The organism is Pseudomonas sp. SWRI68 (assembly GCF_014269165.1).
In the GTDB taxonomy this organism is placed as follows: domain Bacteria; phylum Pseudomonadota; class Gammaproteobacteria; order Pseudomonadales; family Pseudomonadaceae; genus Aquipseudomonas; species Aquipseudomonas capeferrum.
On the sequence record NZ_JABWRU010000004.1, the window covers coordinates 135839 to 152440 of the forward strand.

15 protein-coding genes are annotated in these 16602 nt (G+C 66.0%); 7 read left to right on the forward strand and 8 right to left on the reverse strand.

The annotated features are described in order from the left end of the window. Nucleotides 1-59: 59 nt before the first annotated feature. From HU770_RS08740 to gshB, 7 genes are all read right to left on the reverse strand, one after another. On the reverse strand, nucleotides 60-1331 hold the full coding sequence (locus tag HU770_RS08740) for a dihydroorotase (RefSeq protein WP_162525079.1): 1272 nt from the start codon (nucleotides 1329-1331) through the stop codon (nucleotides 60-62). Continuing rightward, a complete protein-coding gene (locus HU770_RS08745) occupies nucleotides 1328-2332 on the reverse strand; it encodes an aspartate carbamoyltransferase catalytic subunit (protein WP_033701918.1) in 1005 nt (334 codons plus the stop codon). The genes HU770_RS08740 and HU770_RS08745 overlap by 4 nt, the downstream gene beginning before the upstream one ends. A gap of 12 nt (nucleotides 2333-2344) precedes the next feature. After that, nucleotides 2345-2863 carry a bifunctional pyr operon transcriptional regulator/uracil phosphoribosyltransferase PyrR gene (gene pyrR / locus HU770_RS08750; RefSeq protein WP_033701917.1) on the reverse strand — a complete coding sequence of 173 codons (519 nt, stop codon included), beginning with the start codon at nucleotides 2861-2863 and terminating at the stop codon, nucleotides 2345-2347. 46 nt (nucleotides 2864-2909) lie between these two features. Further along, nucleotides 2910-3335 carry a Holliday junction resolvase RuvX gene (gene ruvX, locus HU770_RS08755; RefSeq protein ID WP_033701916.1) on the reverse strand — a complete coding sequence of 142 codons (426 nt, stop codon included), beginning with the start codon at nucleotides 3333-3335 and terminating at the stop codon, nucleotides 2910-2912. Then, on the reverse strand, nucleotides 3335-3904 hold the full coding sequence (locus HU770_RS08760) for a YqgE/AlgH family protein (protein WP_033701915.1): 570 nt from the start codon (nucleotides 3902-3904) through the stop codon (nucleotides 3335-3337). Before HU770_RS08760 ends, ruvX begins: the two co-directional genes overlap by 1 nt. 89 nt (nucleotides 3905-3993) lie before the next feature. Next, a complete protein-coding gene (locus HU770_RS08765; RefSeq protein WP_033701914.1) occupies nucleotides 3994-4899 on the reverse strand; it encodes an energy transducer TonB in 906 nt (301 codons plus the stop codon). Nucleotides 4900-4990: 91 nt separating this feature from the next. After that, nucleotides 4991-5944 (reverse strand): glutathione synthase, encoded by a 954-nt coding sequence (gene gshB / locus HU770_RS08770; protein WP_033701913.1) that lies wholly within the window; start codon nucleotides 5942-5944, stop codon nucleotides 4991-4993. A gap of 241 nt (nucleotides 5945-6185) precedes the next feature. Here gshB and HU770_RS08775 point away from each other — a divergent pair, with 241 nt between their 5' ends. The 7 genes from HU770_RS08775 to HU770_RS08805 all read left to right on the forward strand — a co-directional run bounded on the left by HU770_RS08775 (nucleotide 6186) and on the right by HU770_RS08805 (nucleotide 15807). Beyond that, nucleotides 6186-6587, forward strand: coding sequence for a response regulator (locus HU770_RS08775; protein ID WP_033701912.1), 402 nt, complete (start codon nucleotides 6186-6188; stop codon nucleotides 6585-6587). A 46-nt stretch (nucleotides 6588-6633) separates the two neighbouring features. Next, nucleotides 6634-6999: a twitching motility response regulator PilH gene (gene pilH, locus HU770_RS08780; RefSeq protein ID WP_186652859.1), complete on the forward strand. Its 366-nt coding sequence runs from the start codon at nucleotides 6634-6636 to the stop codon at nucleotides 6997-6999. Then, nucleotides 6996-7550: a chemotaxis protein CheW gene (locus HU770_RS08785; RefSeq protein WP_033701910.1), complete on the forward strand. Its 555-nt coding sequence runs from the start codon at nucleotides 6996-6998 to the stop codon at nucleotides 7548-7550. The genes pilH and HU770_RS08785 overlap by 4 nt, the downstream gene beginning before the upstream one ends. Nucleotides 7551-7597: 47 nt before the next feature. Next, nucleotides 7598-9622, forward strand: a complete 2025-nt coding sequence (locus HU770_RS08790; RefSeq protein WP_189673100.1) for a methyl-accepting chemotaxis protein — start codon at nucleotides 7598-7600, stop codon at nucleotides 9620-9622. Between the two features lie 9 nt (nucleotides 9623-9631). After that, nucleotides 9632-14575, forward strand: coding sequence for an Hpt domain-containing protein (locus tag HU770_RS08795; RefSeq protein ID WP_186663494.1), 4944 nt, complete (start codon nucleotides 9632-9634; stop codon nucleotides 14573-14575). Continuing rightward, complete coding sequence (locus HU770_RS08800; RefSeq protein ID WP_033701907.1) at nucleotides 14568-15041, forward strand: chemotaxis protein CheW; 474 nt, start codon at nucleotides 14568-14570, stop codon at nucleotides 15039-15041. Before HU770_RS08795 ends, HU770_RS08800 begins: the two co-directional genes overlap by 8 nt. Before the next feature lie 148 nt (nucleotides 15042-15189). Next, nucleotides 15190-15807, forward strand: a complete 618-nt coding sequence (locus HU770_RS08805; protein WP_033701906.1) for a hemolysin III family protein — start codon at nucleotides 15190-15192, stop codon at nucleotides 15805-15807. An 8-nt stretch (nucleotides 15808-15815) separates the two neighbouring features. Here the strand turns inward: HU770_RS08805 and HU770_RS08810 are convergent, their stop codons facing one another. Continuing rightward, complete coding sequence (locus HU770_RS08810) at nucleotides 15816-16535, reverse strand: 16S rRNA (uracil(1498)-N(3))-methyltransferase (protein ID WP_033701905.1); 720 nt, start codon at nucleotides 16533-16535, stop codon at nucleotides 15816-15818. Between the last annotated feature and the right edge of the window lie 67 nt (nucleotides 16536-16602).

Sequence of the window (16602 nt, forward strand, 5' to 3'; positions counted from 1 at the left end):
GCGTCGGCGCCATGCCTGCTTTTTCTTGTGGCTTGCAGCTTGAGGCTTACAGCTGGTGGTCAGGCTTCGTGGCAGACGTGCCCATCGACCAAGGTATAACGCACCGCCCCTGGCAGGCAGTGGCCGATGAACGGGCAGTTCTCGCCACGCGAGAGCCATTGCTCGCCGGCGACCGTAGAGGCTTTCGGGTCGAACAGCACCAAATCCGCTGCGCCACCGACCTTCAGCTCACCTGCCGGCAGGCGCATGGCGGCAGCCGGGCCGCTGCTCAGGCGCGCGAGCAAGGTCGGCAGGTCGAGCAGGCCGTCCTCGACCAGGGTCATGGCCAGTGGCAGCAGCACTTCGACGCTGCTGATACCCGGCTCCGTGGCGCCGAACGGGGCCAGCTTGGCATCGCGCTCATGGGGCTGGTGATGGCTGGAAATCGCCTGGATCACGCCCGACTTGACCGCCGCGCGCAGGCCGTCACGGTCGGCGGCGGTGCGCAGCGGTGGCTGCACGTGGTACAGGCTGGAGAACTCGCGCAGCGACTGGTCGGTGAGAATCAGCTGATACAGCGCCACGTCGGCGGTAACCGGCAGGCCCAGCTCCTGCGCCTGGGCGATCAGCCGCGCGCCGCGGGCACTGGTGATCTGGGTGAAGTGCGCGCGCACGCCGGACTGTTCGACCAGCAGCAGGTTGCGTGCCAGGGCCACGGTCTCGGCAGTCTCGGGGATGCCGGGCAGGCCGAGGAAGCTGGCCATTGCGCCCTCATGGGCCAGGCCGCCCTGGGACAGGTCACGGTCCTGGGAGTGGAACACCACGGTCAGGTCGAACGTGGCGGCGTACTCCAGGGCACGGGCCAGGGTGCGGTTGTTGGGGATTTCCTTGAGGCCATTGCCGAAGGCCACGCAACCGGTGTCGCGCAGGGCCACCAGCTCGGCCAGCTGTTCGCCTTCCAGGCCCTTGGTCAGGGCGCCGATCGGGTAGACCTTGCTGTTGCCGGCTTCGCGGGCGCGGTCGAGGATCAGCTCGGCCACGGCCGAGGTGTCCAGTACCGGTTTGGTCTGCGGTGGGCAGCACAGGCTGGTCACGCCACCGGCCACGGCGGCGCGGGTTTCGCTGGCGATGCTGCCCTTGCGGCTGTAGCCCGGCTCGCGCAGGGCCACGTCGAGGTCGACCAGGCCAGGTGCTGCGATCAGGCCCTCGGCCTGGATCGTGCGGCTGGCGCTGAAACCGGCCGGTGCCGCGCCGATCGCGGCAATGCGGCCGCCATCCAGGTGCAGGTCGGTGACCTGGTCCAGGCCGCTGTTGGGGTCGATGACCCGGGCGCCAAGAATGCTGATGCTCACAGGGCGTTCTCCTGGTCGAGTTGGCGTTGCGTGTTTTGCCCGCTCATGGCCATGGACAGCACGGCCATGCGCACGGCGATGCCGTACGTCACTTGGTTGAGGATCACCGAGTGCTTGCCGTCGGCCACCGCCGATTCGATCTCCACGCCGCGGTTGATCGGGCCAGGGTGCATGACGATGGCATCCGGCTTGGCGCCGGCCAGGCGCGCGGTGGTCAGGCCGAACAGGCGGTAGAACTCGCCCTCGCTGGGCAGCAGGCCGCCGGCCATGCGCTCACGCTGCAGGCGCAGCATGATCACCACATCGACGTCTTTGAGGCCTTCGGCGAGGTCGGTGTACACCTTCACGCCGTATTGCTCGATGCCGATCGGGATCAGGGTTTTCGGGCCGATCACGCGGATGTCCGGGCAGCCTAGCGCCTTGAGCGCGAGCATGTCGGAGCGGGCCACGCGCGAATGCAGGATGTCGCCGACGATGGCCACGGAGAGGTTCTCGAAGCTGCCCTTGTGCCGACGGATGGCCAGCATGTCGAGCATGCCCTGGGTCGGGTGCGCATGGCGGCCGTCGCCGCCGTTGATCACGGCAACGTCGGGGCACACGTGCTCGGCGATGAAGTGCGCGGCGCCCGAGTCGGAATGGCGCACGACGAACATGTCGGCGGCCATCGCTTCCAGGTTGCGCAGGGTGTCGAACAGGGTTTCGCCCTTGCTGGTCGAGGAGGTCGACACGTTGAGGCTGATCACGTCGGCCGACAGGCGCTGCGCGGCCAGTTCGAAGGTGGTACGGGTGCGGGTCGAGTTTTCGAAGAACACGTTGCACACGGTCTTGCCGCGCAGCAACGGGACTTTTTTCACGGCCCGGGCACCGACTTCCAGGAAGGAGTCGGCGGTGTCGAGGATCTCGGTCAGCAGTTCGCGGGGCAAACCGTCGAGCGAGAGAAAGTGGCGCAGCTGGCCCTGATCATTGAGCTGCAGCGGGCGCTTGGCGTCGATTGGCGTCATCGCGGGGGACTCTTAAAGGGCGGAAGCGGAGGCGAGGTCCTGTCGCTCGAGGGCGAGCGGTGCGGGTCCGGTCAATTTTACCCGTTCATGGGCCGCCAGCGACAGGGTGGCACCGAGCACATTGGGACGAATCGGCAGTTCACCGGCGTCAAGGTCGAGCAGGCAGACCAGGGTGACGCTGGCCGGACGGCCGTAATCGAACAGTTCGTTGAGCGCGGCGCGAATGGTGCGGCCGCTCATCAGCACGTCGTCGATCAGCACCAGGTGCTGGCCTTCGATTTCGAATGGCAGGTCGGACGGGCGCACCTGCGGGTGCAGGCCGTTCTGGCTGAAGTCATCACGGTAGAACGACACATCCAGGGTGCCCATGGGGCTGGTATCGCCCATTTCTTCCTGCAGCGCCTGGGCGACCCAGACGCCGCCCGTGCGGATGCCGATGAAGCGCGGCTCGGTGATAGCACGGCGGGCCAGGTGGGCGCGAAGGTCGACAGCCATCTGCCGGATCAGATCGGCGGGATTGGGTAGGCTCATTGCGTGCTCCTCGGGGGCCGCCGGCTTGGCCCGGCGGCAAAGATGATCAGGTGTTGGCCTCCAGCCAGCCTTGCAGCAGCAGGGCGGCGGCAATGGCGTCGACCGGGTTGTCGCGGTAGCTGCCGCGCTGGCCGCCTCGGCTCAGGCGTTCGCCCTTGGCCTCGAAGGTGGTCAGGCGTTCGTCGTGGGTGTGCACGGGCAGGTTGAAGCGGCCGTTCAGGCGCCGGGCGAACTTCTCGGCGCGCGCGCTCATTTCACTCGGCGTGCCGTCCATGTTCAACGGCAGGCCGACGACGATGGCGTCGGGTTTCCATTCGGCGACCAGTTTTTCCACCTGGGCCCAGTCCGGTACACCGTTTTGCGCCTTCAGGGTGCACAGCTCGCGGGCTTGGCCCGTGATGACCTGGCCAACGGCCACGCCGATCTGTTTGGTGCCGTAGTCGAAGCCCAGCAGCAGGCGTAGTTCGGCCATCAGGCGTGGCCCGCCTGGCTGGTCAGCAGGCTGAGGTTGATGCCAAGGCTGGCGGCCGCGGCGTTCAGCCGCTGGTCACTGGCAAGGCCGAAGATGATGTCGGCGTCGAACGGGCAGTTGAGCCAGGCATTGTCGGCCAGCTCCGCTTCCAGTTGGCCTGCTTCCCAGCCAGCGTAACCCAGGGTGATCAGGCTGTTTTGCGGCCCGACGCCTTCGGCGATGGCAAACAGCACATCCTGCGAGGTGGACAACGACAGGCCCTGCAGTTCGACGGTGGCCTGGTAGGTGCACTCGCTGGAGTGCAGCACGAAACCGCGATCGGTCTGCACCGGGCCACCTTGGTAGATCGGCACGTGCAAGGTGCTGGCCGGCGGTTCGTCGTCCGGGCGCAACTGCTCGAGGATGTCGCCCAGGTTGAGCTCCTGCGGTCGGTTGACCACCAGGCCCATGGCGCCATTGGCGTTGTGCTCGACGATGTACGTGAGGGTCTGGGCAAAGTTCGGATCGGCCATGTGTGGCATGGCGATCAGGAACTGATGCTTGAGGTAGCTCGGGGCGAGGGTTTTCATGGGGGATAGTGTGGCGCCAGGTGGCGAGGCTGACAAGGTGGTTTGTGTCGCCTGTGCTTGCTCCGCGCAAGGGCCGGCACAGGCGTAAATCAATTACTGGACAACCGGTCCCCACGGGCAAACCGCCAGGTACGAATGATCTCCAGCCGGTCATATTCGGCCAGGTCGCCGGTAAAGGGCGCAAACGGCGCCGCCAGCCTGACGATGCGTTGCGCGGCCTGGTCCAGCACCGCTTGCCCGGACGACTCCAGCACCAGCACCTCGTAGAGCGAGCCATCGCGGTTGATCGACACCATCATGCGCAGGTTGCCGTAGATCTGCTGGCGCCGCGCTTCGTCGGGGTAATTCAGGTTGCCCACCCGCTCGACCTTCTTGCGCCACTCTTCCTTGTACCAGGCGCCCTTGTCGCGCATGGTCGAGGCCGCATTCAGGCGATGGATGCGCGGGCGCTTGGCGTACAGCTGCTGTTCGTTGGACAGCTCCGCTTCAAGGCTGGCGATCTGGCTGGACAGCTGCGAGCTGTCAAAATCGGGCGTCGGCGTTGCCGGCTTGGGCTGCGCCTTGCTTTCCTTGGGCTTGGGCTCGACTTTATGAGGTTTGGCGGCCTGGGTCACCACCGCCGACTTCTCGGGCGTGGGCGGCGGCACCACTTCGGGCCTGGCTGCAGGCGGCGGCGTGACTTTGTTGATCTTGCTGTCCTGGAAGGGGGCGACCTCGGTGGTCTTGGGCACCGCCTTCTTCTCCAGGGTACCGCTGCCTTGCTGGTTGTCCTGGGCCTGGTAGTCAGCCTTCTCGGGCGCTTTCTCGCTTTTGAAGGTGGCCAGGGTGATGTCCATGGTGTGACGGATTTCGGCAGGCTTGACCACGCTGAAGCCGACGCCAAGGATCAGCGCCAGGTGCACCAGGGCAGCCAGAAACAAGGTAAAGCCAAGCCGGTCCACCGGGCGAACGCGGGGTGGCAGCAGGTCGGAGGGGATGTCAGCGGGCAGCGTCATCAGGTATCCAGCAACCGCAGGGCGGGGCAGCGGGTCAGGTAAAAGGGACCCGCATCATACCCCACTCTGGGTTTATGCCGCGCGTTGCCGGTCAGCGCGCCTTCAGCTGGCGATCAATGGCGTCCATCAATTGCCCGCCGATATCGGTGCCGAAGGCGTTGTCGATCTCGCGGATGCAGGTCGGGCTGGTGACGTTGATTTCGGTGAGGTAGTCGCCAATCACGTCCAGGCCGACGAACAGCAGGCCTTTCTCGCGCAAGGTCGGGCCGACCTGGGCTGCGATCCAGCGGTCACGCTCGCTCAGCGGGCGCGCTTCGCCACGGCCACCGGCGGCCAGGTTGCCACGGGTTTCGCCGCTGGCCGGGATGCGCGCCAGGCAGTAGGGCACCGGCTCGCCGTCGATCATCAGGATGCGCTTGTCGCCGTCCTTGATCGCCGGCAGGTAGGCCTGCGCCATGATCTGCTGCGCGCCCAGCGCGGTCAGGGTTTCGAGGATCACCGACAGGTTGGGGTCGCCGACCCGGTGGCGGAAGATCGAGGTACCGCCCATGCCGTCCAGCGGCTTGAGGATTACATCGCCATGCTGGGCGGCGAACTCACGAATGATGTCCGGGCGGCGGCTGACCAAAGTCGGTGGCGTGCACTGCGGGAACAGCGTAGCGAACAGCTTTTCGTTGCAGTCGCGCAGGCTTTGCGGGCGGTTGACCACCAGCACGCCGTCGGCCTCGGCCTGCTCCAGCAGGTAGGTGCTGTAGACGAACTCCATGTCGAACGGTGGGTCCTTGCGCATCAGGATCACGTCCAGCTCGGCCAGGGTGCTGTCCTGCTCCTCGCCCAGTTCGTACCAGCGAGCCGGGTCGGCGAATACCTTCAGTGGGCGCATCCGCGCACGCGCCTTGCCTTCGCCCTGGTACAGGTCGCGCTGTTCCATGTAGAACAGGCTCCAGCCGCGTGCCTGGGCGGCCAGCAGCATGGCCAGCGAACTGTCCTTCTTGTAGGAGATGGACGCGATGGGGTCCATGACAATGCCGAGGCGAACGCTCATGGGGGGTTCCTCTTTGGCGGCGTGCAGCCGCGATGGATCGAAAGAAAAGTGGCTCAGGGTGGCGCCGGGAGCGCCGATGGTCAAGGGGCGCAGCAGATGGAATGGCCACCCGGAGTATGCTAAAAATGCAGCTGCAAGCCTTAAGCTACAAGCCTCAAGAAAACAGCATCCATGCGCCGAGCCGCTGTTCTTGTAGCTTGCCGCTTGCAACTTGCAGCTTCATTCCTATTGGTAGGCGTCTATGGAACAACCCCTGAAGGTGATGGTGATCGACGACTCACGCACGATCCGCCGTACCGCGCAGATGTTGCTCGGCGAAGCGGGTTGCGAGGTGATTACCGCCAGCGATGGCTTCGATGCCCTGTCCAAGATCGTCGACCACCAGCCACAGATCATCTTCGTCGATGTGCTGATGCCGCGCCTGGACGGTTACCAGACCTGCGCCGTGATCAAGCACAACAGTGCCTTCAAGGACATACCGGTGATCCTCCTGTCGTCGCGCGACGGCCTGTTCGACAAGGCCCGCGGGCGGGTGGTGGGGTCCGACCAGTTCCTCACCAAGCCGTTCAGCAAGGAAGAACTGCTCGATGCGATCAGGGCCCATGTGCCCGGTTTTGCCGAACACCAACAACACGCACCCTGACCGCGTCCGCCATGGCGCGGTCTTTCTTTCCTGATGGGGAAACAGCATGGCCCGAGTTCTGATTGTCGACGACTCGCCGACAGAGATGTACAGATTGACCGAATGGCTGGAAAAGCACGGTTACGAGGTGCTCAAGGCCAACAACGGTGCCGACGGCGTGGCCCTGGCGCGTCAGGAAAAGCCCGACGCGGTGCTGATGGACATCGTCATGCCCGGCATGAACGGCTTCCAGGCCACCCGCCAGTTGAGCAAAGACTTGGAAACCAGTGCCATCCCGGTGATCGTGGTCACCACCAAGGACCAGGAAACCGACCGCATCTGGGCCACCCGCCAGGGCGCTCGCGACTTTTTGACCAAACCGGTCGAAGAGGACGCGCTGATCGCCAAGCTCAAAGCAGTGCTGGGGGCTTGACCACCCGCCCGCAGGGCGCGTCGCTGACCGCCTTCGAGTTGTTGCTGGACATCGACCGGCGCTGCCGCCTGCTGGTGGCGGACCAACCCCCGCAGGACACCCGCCTGCAGCAGTGGAGCGGGATCGGCTTTCGCATCGCCGGGCAATGGTTCGTCGCGCCCATGGGCGAAGTCGCCGAAGTGCTGCGCGAGCCGCGCAGCAGCCGTGTGCCGGGGGTGCAACCCTGGGTCTGCGGGGTGGCCAACCTGCGCGGGCGGTTGTTGCCGGTCATGGACCTGAGCAGTTTCTTCGGGCTCGGCCCGGCGGCGCCCGGCAAGCAGCGGCGGGTGCTGGTGCTCGACCACGAAGACTTGTTCGTCGGCCTGCTGGTGGACGAGGTGCTGGGCCTGCAGCACTTTGCCCTGAGCAGCCTGGAACTGTCACCGCCGCAGCCGTTGATCCGCGCGGCTGCCCGCTTCGTGCAGGGGCACTTCCCGCGTGAACGCAACTGGGCGATCTTCAGCCCCTTCGCCCTGGCCCAGGCGCCGGGCTTTCTCGATGTGGCGTTATAGGACCTGCGAACGTGAACAACCCCGCCACCCGTGCTACCGCAACGCCCATGGCTCCGCGCACGCGCAGCATCGCGCAGATCACCGTGCTGTTTCTGATCCTGATCCTGTCGATCATCCTGCTGTTCGCCAATTTTGCCTACCTGAGCACCCAGTCCAACTACGACAAGCAGTACATCGGCCATGCCGGCGAGCTTCGCGTGTTGTCCCAGCGCATTGCCAAGAACGCCACCGAGGCGGCGGCCGGCAAGGCCTTGGCGTTCAAGCTGCTGTCGGATGCACGCAACGATTTCGAACGGCGCTGGAGCTACCTGCGTGAAGGCGACAAGTCCACCGGCCTACCGGCGGCGCCAATCACGGTGCGCGATGAGATGGAGGCGGTGCGCCAGGACTGGGAGAACCTGCGCAAGAACACCGATACCATTCTGGCCAGTGAGCAGACGGTGTTGTCCCTGCACCAGGTGGCCGCGACCCTTGCCGAGACCGTGCCGCAATTGCAGGTCGAATACGAAAAAGTGGTCGAGATCCTGCTGCAGAGCGGCGCCCCGGCCAACCAGGTGGTGGTGGCCCAGCGTCAGTTGCTGCTGGCCGAACGCATCCTCGGCTCGGTCAATACCGTGCTGGCCGGTGATGACACCGCGGCCCAGGCCGCCGACGCCTTCGGCCGCGATGCCGGGCGCTTTGGCCAGGTGCTCGAGGGCATGCTCGGCGGCAACCCGGCCATCCAGGTGACCCGCGTCGAGGACGCCGATGCGCGGGCGCGGCTGGCCGAAATCGCCGAGCTGTTCCAGTTCGTCGCAGGCTCGGTTGACGAAATCCTCGAAACATCGCCTGAGCTGTTCCGCGTGCGCGAAGCGGCGGGCAACATCTTCAGCCTGTCGCAGACCCTGCTCGATGAGGCCTCGCACCTGGCCAACAGCTTCGAGAACCTGGCCGGCGGGCGCACCCTCGATACCGTCGGTGGCTACGCCCTGGGCCTGTTGGCGCTGGCCTCGATCATCCTGATCGGCCTGGTCATGGTGCGCACCACCAACCGGCAGTTGCGCGAGACGGCGGAAAAGAACGAACGCAACCAGCAGGCGATCATGCGCCTGCTCGACGAAATCGAAGAGCTGGCCGATGGCGACCTGACCGTGACCGTGTCGGTTACCGAGGACTTCACTGGCGCCATCGCCGACTCGATCAACTATTCGGTCGACCAGCTACGCGACCTGGTCGCCACCATCAACCACAGCGCCGTACAGGTGGCCGCTGCCGTGCAGGACACGCAGAACACCGCCCGCCAGCTGGCCAAGGCGTCCGAACACCAGGCCGAGCAGATCAGCGAGGCGTCCGAGGCGGTGGGCGACATGGTCGAGTCGATCGACCGGGTTTCGGCGCATGCGTACGAGTCGGCCAAGGTGGCCGAGCGCTCGGTGGCGATTGCCAACAAGGGCAACGAGGTGGTGCACAACACCATCAACGGTATGGACAACATTCGCGAGCAGATCCAGGACACCGCCAAACGGATCAAGCGCCTGGGTGAATCGTCCCAGGAGATCGGCGACATCGTCAGCCTGATCGACGACATTGCCGATCAGACCAATATCCTCGCCCTCAACGCGGCGATCCAGGCGTCGCTGGCCGGTGAAGCCGGGCGCGGGTTTGCGGTGGTTGCCGACGAGGTGCAGCGGCTGGCCGAACGGTCGTCGTCGGCCACGCGACAGATCGAAGCGCTGGTACGGACCATTCAGGCCGATACCAACGAGGCGGTGATCTCCATGGAGCAGACCACCGCCGAAGTGGTACGCGGCGCGCGCCTGGCCCAGGATGCCGGGGTGGCGCTGGCGGAAATCGAAGGGGTGTCACAGACCCTGGCCGAACTGATCCACAGTATTTCCGACGCGGCCCAGTTGCAGACGTCTTCTGCCGGGCAGATTTCCCACACCATGGCGGTCATCCAGCAGATCACCGCACAGACATCGGCAGGGTCCGGCGCCACGGCCGACAGCATCCGCCACCTGGCACGCATGGCCAGCGAAATGCGCCGGTCGGTCTCTGGTTTTACCCTGCCGGCACCCGCCGAGCCGCGCTGAGGAATGCCCATGGCTTCTGCTGCTGTAAGCCCCGAGCGCCACGAAACGGTAGCGCTGGCCTGGACCAAGGCCGCCATCCTCGACTGCCTGGGCCAGGCGCGACAGGCCCTGGAGCGCTTTGCCGGCGAGCCGGGCGACTTGTCCATGCTGGCGTTCGTGGTCGACAACCTGCACCAGGTGCACGGTTGCCTGCGCATGCTCGAACTGCGCGGCGCGACGCGCCTGGCCGAAGAGCTGGAGCTGTTCGCCCGGGCCTTGGCCGAGGGCCAAGTCAGCCCTCGGGGTGACTGCCTGGGGGCATTGTTCCGAGGCCTGGAGCAACTGCCGTCGTACCTGGAGCGGCTGCGCGGCGCCCGCCACGACCTGCCGTTGGTGATGCTGCCGTTGCTCAACCAACTGCGCGCCTGCCGTGGCGTGGAGCCCCTGGCCCAGGCCAGCCTGATCAGCGGCACGGCGCAGCGCTTTGCCGGTTCCGACGATTTGGCCAACCTCGACCTGTCGCTGGGCAACTGGCGGGAGCAGATGCAGGCCGGGCCCGGTCGCGATGCCTTGCGCTCGGTGGTGAGCGCGCTGTGCGACGACCTGATGCGTATCAAGGAGCGCCTGGACCAGTTCGTGCGTGGCGGCCTGCCGCACAGTGAACAATCGCAAGCCTTGCTCGCCCCCTTGCGCCATGTCGCCGACACCCTGGCGGTACTGGGCTTCCAGCAGCCGCGGCGGGTGATCATCGACCAGGTGCTGGCGCTGCAGGCCCTGGCACCGGGCGAGGGCTCGGTGGATGACGCGGTATTGATGGATGTGGCGGGTGCCCTGTTGTATGTGGAGGCGACGCTCAATGGCATGGTCGGCCCGCTGGAAGAAAGCGGCCAGGGCGGCATGCCGGGCTCGGACCTGGCCGAGATCCGCCAGTTGGTGCTGAGCGAGTCGCTGGCGGTCTTGCAGCAGGCCAAGGACTTGATCGGTGATTGCCTGGAGTCCGATTGGCCGCGGCAACGCCTGCAGCCGCTGCCGGGGTTGCTGCAGCAAGTGCGCGGGGCGTTGGCGATGCTGATGCTGCCCGGGCCAGCCGAGGTCTTTGCCGGGTGCGCGAGCTACGTGCAGCGCTGGTTGCAGCACCTGGACGTCGAGCCACCGGCCGATGAGCTGGCACACCTGGCCGACGCCCTGAGCGCTGCCGAGTGCTATCTGCAATGGCGGGTGGCCGACCCGCTGGCCGATGGCCAGCCCTTCATCGACATGGCGCGTGTCAGCCTGGCGGCGCTGGGCGTGACGTGCCTGGTCAGCGAAACGGGCCTCGGCCTGGACGACAACGGCGACGGCATCGATGACGAGCTGCGCGAAGTGTTCCTGGAAGAAGCGGGTGAGCTGCTGCCGGAAATCGAACGCCAGTGGTTGCGCTGGCGGGCCGACAGCCAGCAGCGCGATGCCTTGCTGGAGGTGCGCCGCGCGCTGCATACGCTCAAGGGCAGCGGCCGAATGGTGCATGCCGAGGCGGTGGCGGAACTGGCCTGGGGCGCGGAGCACTTGCTCAACCGCATGCTCGAAGGCCGTATCGTGCTTACCCCGGAAGGGGTGGTGGCCTTGCAGCAGGCGTTCGTGCACCTGCCGGACCTGTTGTCCGACTTTGCTGCCGGGCAGTTGCCGCAACTGACCGAAATCGAGCAACTGGCCGGGCATCTGCACGCGCTGGCCGAAAACGATGCGCCACCCGCCGCCGACATCGATGGCCTCGACCCACAATTGCTGGATATCTTCCGCAACGAGGCGCACGGCCACCTGGACAGCCTTGAGGCATTTTTGCAGGGCGCCGAGGGCCAGGACACGCCGGTCAGCGACAGCCTGCAGCGTGCCCTGCATACGCTCAAGGGCAGCGCTGCGATGGCCGGGGTGATGCCGGTCGCCGAGCTGGCCACCGCGTTCGACCGCCTGGCGCGCGAGTACAAGGGCCACCAGTTGCCCCTGCAAGTGGCCGAGCTCGAATGGCTGGAAGCGGGGCGTTCACTGCTCCACTTGGGGCTGGCACAACTGGACAGCACGCCGCTGGCGGCCATCCCCGGCGCTGGCGATTTGATCGAGCAGGTCGGCCAGGCGGTGGATGTGCGCCTGGCCAGCCTGCATGAAGATGCCCAGCCTGGGCGACGCAGCAAGCGCGACCCGCAGCAGACCGCCAGCTTCCTGGCCCAGGCCATGGACATTCTGCTCGACGCCGAGTCGTTGCTATCGCGTTGGCAGGAGCAGCCGGGCCAACGCGGGCCCCTGGATACCCTGCTCGATGAGCTGACCAGCCTTGGCCATGCGGCGCACCTGGCCGACCTGTGGCAGATGGACGACGTCTGCGAGGCCCTGCTCGATGTCTATGGCGCCGTGGAGGAGGGCAGCCTGGCCGCCGACCCGCGCTTTTTCGCCCACGCGCAATCGGGCCACGAAGCCCTGCTCGACATGCTCGACGAAGTGGCCGCAGGGCAAGAAATTTCGTCCCGGCCAGCACTCGTCGACAGCTTGCGCAGCCTGTTGGCGCAGGCCCTGGCCCCGGACGCCACCGGCCTGGTAGGTATCGATTCGGTCACGCCGCTGCACCCCGACATGGAGCTTGGCTTGGGGCTGTCGCGCCCTGCGTTGCTGCCGGCTGCAGGCGACGTGTCGGCCGAGGAGCCCGACAGCCCAGGCGACAAGGAGCTGCTGGACGTCTTCCTCGAAGAAAGCTCGGACATCGTCGAGAGCGCTGCGGCGGCCTTGGCGCGCTGGCAGGCTGACCCGCGCAACAGCGTCGAGGTGGAAAACCTGCTGCGCGACCTGCACACCCTCAAAGGGGGCGCGCGCATGGTCGAGATCGCCGCCATTGGCGACCTGGCCCACGAACTGGAATTTCTGTACGAACTGCTTGCCGCCGGCCGCCTGCCGCCGAGCCCGCCCCTGTTTGCCCTGTTGCAGAATTGCCATGACCGCCTGGCGCACATGCTCGATGCCGTGCGCCTGGGGCAGCCGCTGCACGCGGCCACGGCGCTGATCGACTACATCCGCAACTTCAGCAGTGCGGCCCTGACCGACAGCGCCGCAGGCCAGGGGCCGCAGGAAGCTACGGCCCTCGAGGCGCCCGTGGCGGCACCGGAGCGGGTGGCGGGTGACATGGTCAAGGTCGATGCCGAACTGCTCGACGACCTGGGCAACCTGGCCGGTGAGCATTCGGTCATCCGTGGCCGCATCGAGCAGCAGGTCAACGATGCCCAATTCACCCTCAACGAAATGGAAACCACCCTGGAGCGCATGCGCGACCAGCTGCTGCGCCTGGACGTCGAGACCCAGGGGCGAATCTCCAGCCGGCAGGCGTTCGAGGGCGACGCCTACGACGACTTCGACCCGCTGGAAATGGACCGCCACTCGCAGTTGCAGCAGCTGTCACGGGCCTTGTTCGAGTCGGCGTCCGACCTGCTCGACCTGAAGGAAACCCTGGCCCAGCGGGCACAGGAGGCCTATAGCCTGTTGCAGCAGCAGGCGCGGGTGAACAGCCAGTTGCAAGAAGGCCTGACCGCCACCCTGATGGTGCCGTTCGAACGCTTGGTGCCGCGCTTGCAGCGCGTAGTGCGCCAGGTTGCCAGTGAGCTGGGCAAGCAGGTCGAGCTGGTGGTCGGCAATGCCGAGGGCGAGCTGGACCGCAGCGTGCTCGAACGCATGGTGGCGCCCCTGGAGCACATGCTGCGCAACGCTGTAGACCATGGCCTGGAAAGCCGCGAAGCGCGCCTGGCGGCGGGTAAGCCCGAGCACGGCACGATTCACCTGAACCTGTTGCACGAAGGCGCCGACATTGTCATCGAGATGACCGACGACGGCGCCGGCGTGCCGTTGGAGGCGGTGCGGCGCAAGGCGATCAAGCGTGGCCTGCTGGACCCGCAGGCGCACTTGAGCGACCACGAGGTGTTGCAGTTCATTCTGCGCCCCGGTTTCTCCACCGCCGAGAAGATCACCCAGATCTCCGGGCGTGGCCTGGGCATGGACGTGGTGCACGAAGAGGTCAAACAGTTGGGCGGCTCGATGACCATCGAGTCGGCCCAGGGCAAGGGCGCGCGCTTTTTGATCCGGCTGCCGTTCACCGTGTCGATCAACCGTGCGCTGATGGTGCACCTGGGCGAGGACCAATACGCGATCCCGCTCAATACCATCGAGGGCATCGTCCGCGTGCCGCCGGCGGAGCTGGCGGCCTGTTACCAGCTGGATACCCCGCAGTACGTCTACGCGGGCCACACCTACGCGTTGCGCTACCTGGGTGAGCTGCTGCAAGGGTTGCCACGGCCCAGCCTGCTTGGCCAGAGCGTGCCGCTGCCAGTGCTGCTGGTGCATTCCCAGGAACAGTCGTTCGCGATCCAGGCCGACAGCCTGTCGCCTAGCCGCGAGATCGTGGTGAAGAGCCTCGGCCCACAATTCGCCGCGGTTGCCGGGTTGTCTGGGGCGACCTTGCTGGGTGACGGCCGGGTGGTGCTGATTCTCGACCTGCTTGGCCAGTTGCGTGGTCAGCAAAGGCGCCTGGCGCGCCTGCCGGGTGGAGGCGATGCGCAGCGCCAGCTGTTCGGCCCGGCGCCGCGACGGGCACTGCTGGTGATGGTGGTGGACGATTCGGTGACGGTACGCAAGGTCACCAGCCGGCTGCTGGAGCGTCATGGCATGAACGTACTGACGGCCAAGGACGGGGTCGATGCCATGGCGCAGCTGGACGAGCATCGCCCCGATGTGTTGCTGCTGGATATCGAGATGCCGCGCATGGACGGTTTCGAGGTGGCCACGCGCATCCGCCGTGACGAGCGCCTGAAGGGCTTGCCGATCATCATGATTACCTCACGCACAGGGCAGAAGCACCGCGACCGTGCCATGGCCATCGGTGTCAACGAGTACCTGGGCAAGCCTTATCAAGAGTCTGTGTTGTTGCAGAGCATCGCCCATTGGAGCCAGGCCCATGCTTGAACTTATCTCCAGCCAGCGCAGCAGCCTGACCGGCCTGTTGCTGCCCTTGGGCGACCGGACTTTGGTCCTGCCCAATGTTGCCGTGGCCGAACTGATCGCCCAGCGCAACCTGCTGTGTCAGCGTGGCGAGCCTGCCTGGCACCTGGGCTGGATCGACTGGCGCCAGCAACGGTTGCCGCTGATCGGTTTCGAGGCGGCGTGCGGGGGGGATACCCCGTGTGGTGAGCGGGCACGTATCGTGGTGCTCAATGCGCTGGGCGATACCGGCCTGCGTTACCTGGCGGTATTGCTGCAGGACATCCCGCGTTCGTGCAAGCTCGACAGCCAGCTCAACTACGTGGACGTGGCGCTGGGCAGCCTGGAGTTGGCAGCGGTGCAGGTGGGCGAGCAGGTGGCGCGGGTGCCGGATCTGGTGGCGCTGGAGCGCTTGGTGCGTGACGCGCAATTGCAACCTGAGCCTGGATAATAGGGCGTTTGATCGGGCCTCTTCGCGGGGCAAGCCCGCGCCCACAGGCACAGCGTTTTGTCCAACCTGAGGGAGCGGGCTTGCCCCGCGAAGAGGGACGAACGGAACACCTCAGGAACCCAGCCCGCCAAAGGAGGTCTGTGTTTGCATGTATTACGGTGAACGCTTCAACGCCTGGACCCACCTGGTCGGTGCCGTCCTGGCCTGCATAGGTGCCATCTGGCTGATCGTCGTCGCGGGCCTGCAGGGCGACCCCTGGAAGATCGTCAGTTTCTCCATCTACGGCGGCACGCTGCTGCTGCTGTACAGCATCTCCACCCTCTACCACAGCACGCGCGGGCGGGCGAAGGTGATCATGCGCAAGCTCGATCACCTGTCGATCTACCTGCTGATCGCCGGCAGCTATACGCCATTCTGCCTGGTCAGCTTGCGTGGGCCTTGGGGCTGGAGCCTGTTCGGGGTGGTGTGGGGGCTGGCGGTAATCGGCATGCTGCAGGAGATCAAGCCCCGCTCCGAGGCGCGGGTGCTGTCCATCATCATCTATGCGGTGATGGGCTGGATCGTCCTGGTGGCGGTCGACCCGCTACTGCGCAGCCTCGGCACCGCCGGCTTCGCCTGGCTGGCGGCCGGCGGCGTGTTCTACACGGTGGGCATCATCTTCTTTGCCTTCGACAGCCGTTTTCGACACTGGCACGGCATCTGGCACCTGTTCGTGATCGCCGGCAGTGTGATGCACTTCATTGCCGTGTCGTTCTACGTGCGCTAGGCGCTGGGTTAAAAGTCGCCCCACAACTGCTGTGCCACCGACAACGCCACCACTGGCGCGGTTTCGGTGCGCAGCACGCGTGGGCCGAGGCGGGCGGCGTGGAAGCCGGCGGCCTTGGCCTGGTCGACTTCGGCGTCGTTCAGGCCACCTTCGGGGCCAATCAAGAAGGCCAGGCGTGACGGCGTGGCGTGGCTGGTCAGCGGTTCGGCCACCGGGTGCAGCACCAGTTTCAGGTCGGCCTCGGTGTGCTTGACCCATTCGGCCAGTGTCACCGGCGAGTGAATCACCGGCACGCTCGACCGGCCGCACTGTTCGCACGCACTGATGGCCACCTGGCGCCAGTGGGCCAGGCGTTTGTCGGCGCGTTCGTCTTTCAGGCGGACTTCACAGCGTTCGCTGACGATCGGGGTAATTTCATTGGCGCCCAGTTCGGTGGCTTTCTGGATCGCCCAATCCATCCGTTCGCCACGGGACAAGCCCTGGCCGAGGTGGATGTGCAGCGGCGATTCGGCCTGGCCGGCAAGGGTCTGGTCCAGTGCTACGCGCACGGTTTTCTTGCCGACTTCGAGCAATTGGCCGCGAAACTCCTGGCCGCTGCCGTCGAACAGTTGCACGGCATCGCCCGGGGCCATGCGCAGCACGCGGCCGATGTAATGGGCCTGGGCCTCGGGCAAGTCATGCTCGCCAAGGCTCAGGGGGGCGTCGATGAAGAAGCGGGACAGTCTCATGGTTAAGCTCAGAAAGTGAAGAAGTCATCGACCCTTGTAGGAGCGGCCTTGCGTCGCGAAAGGGGCG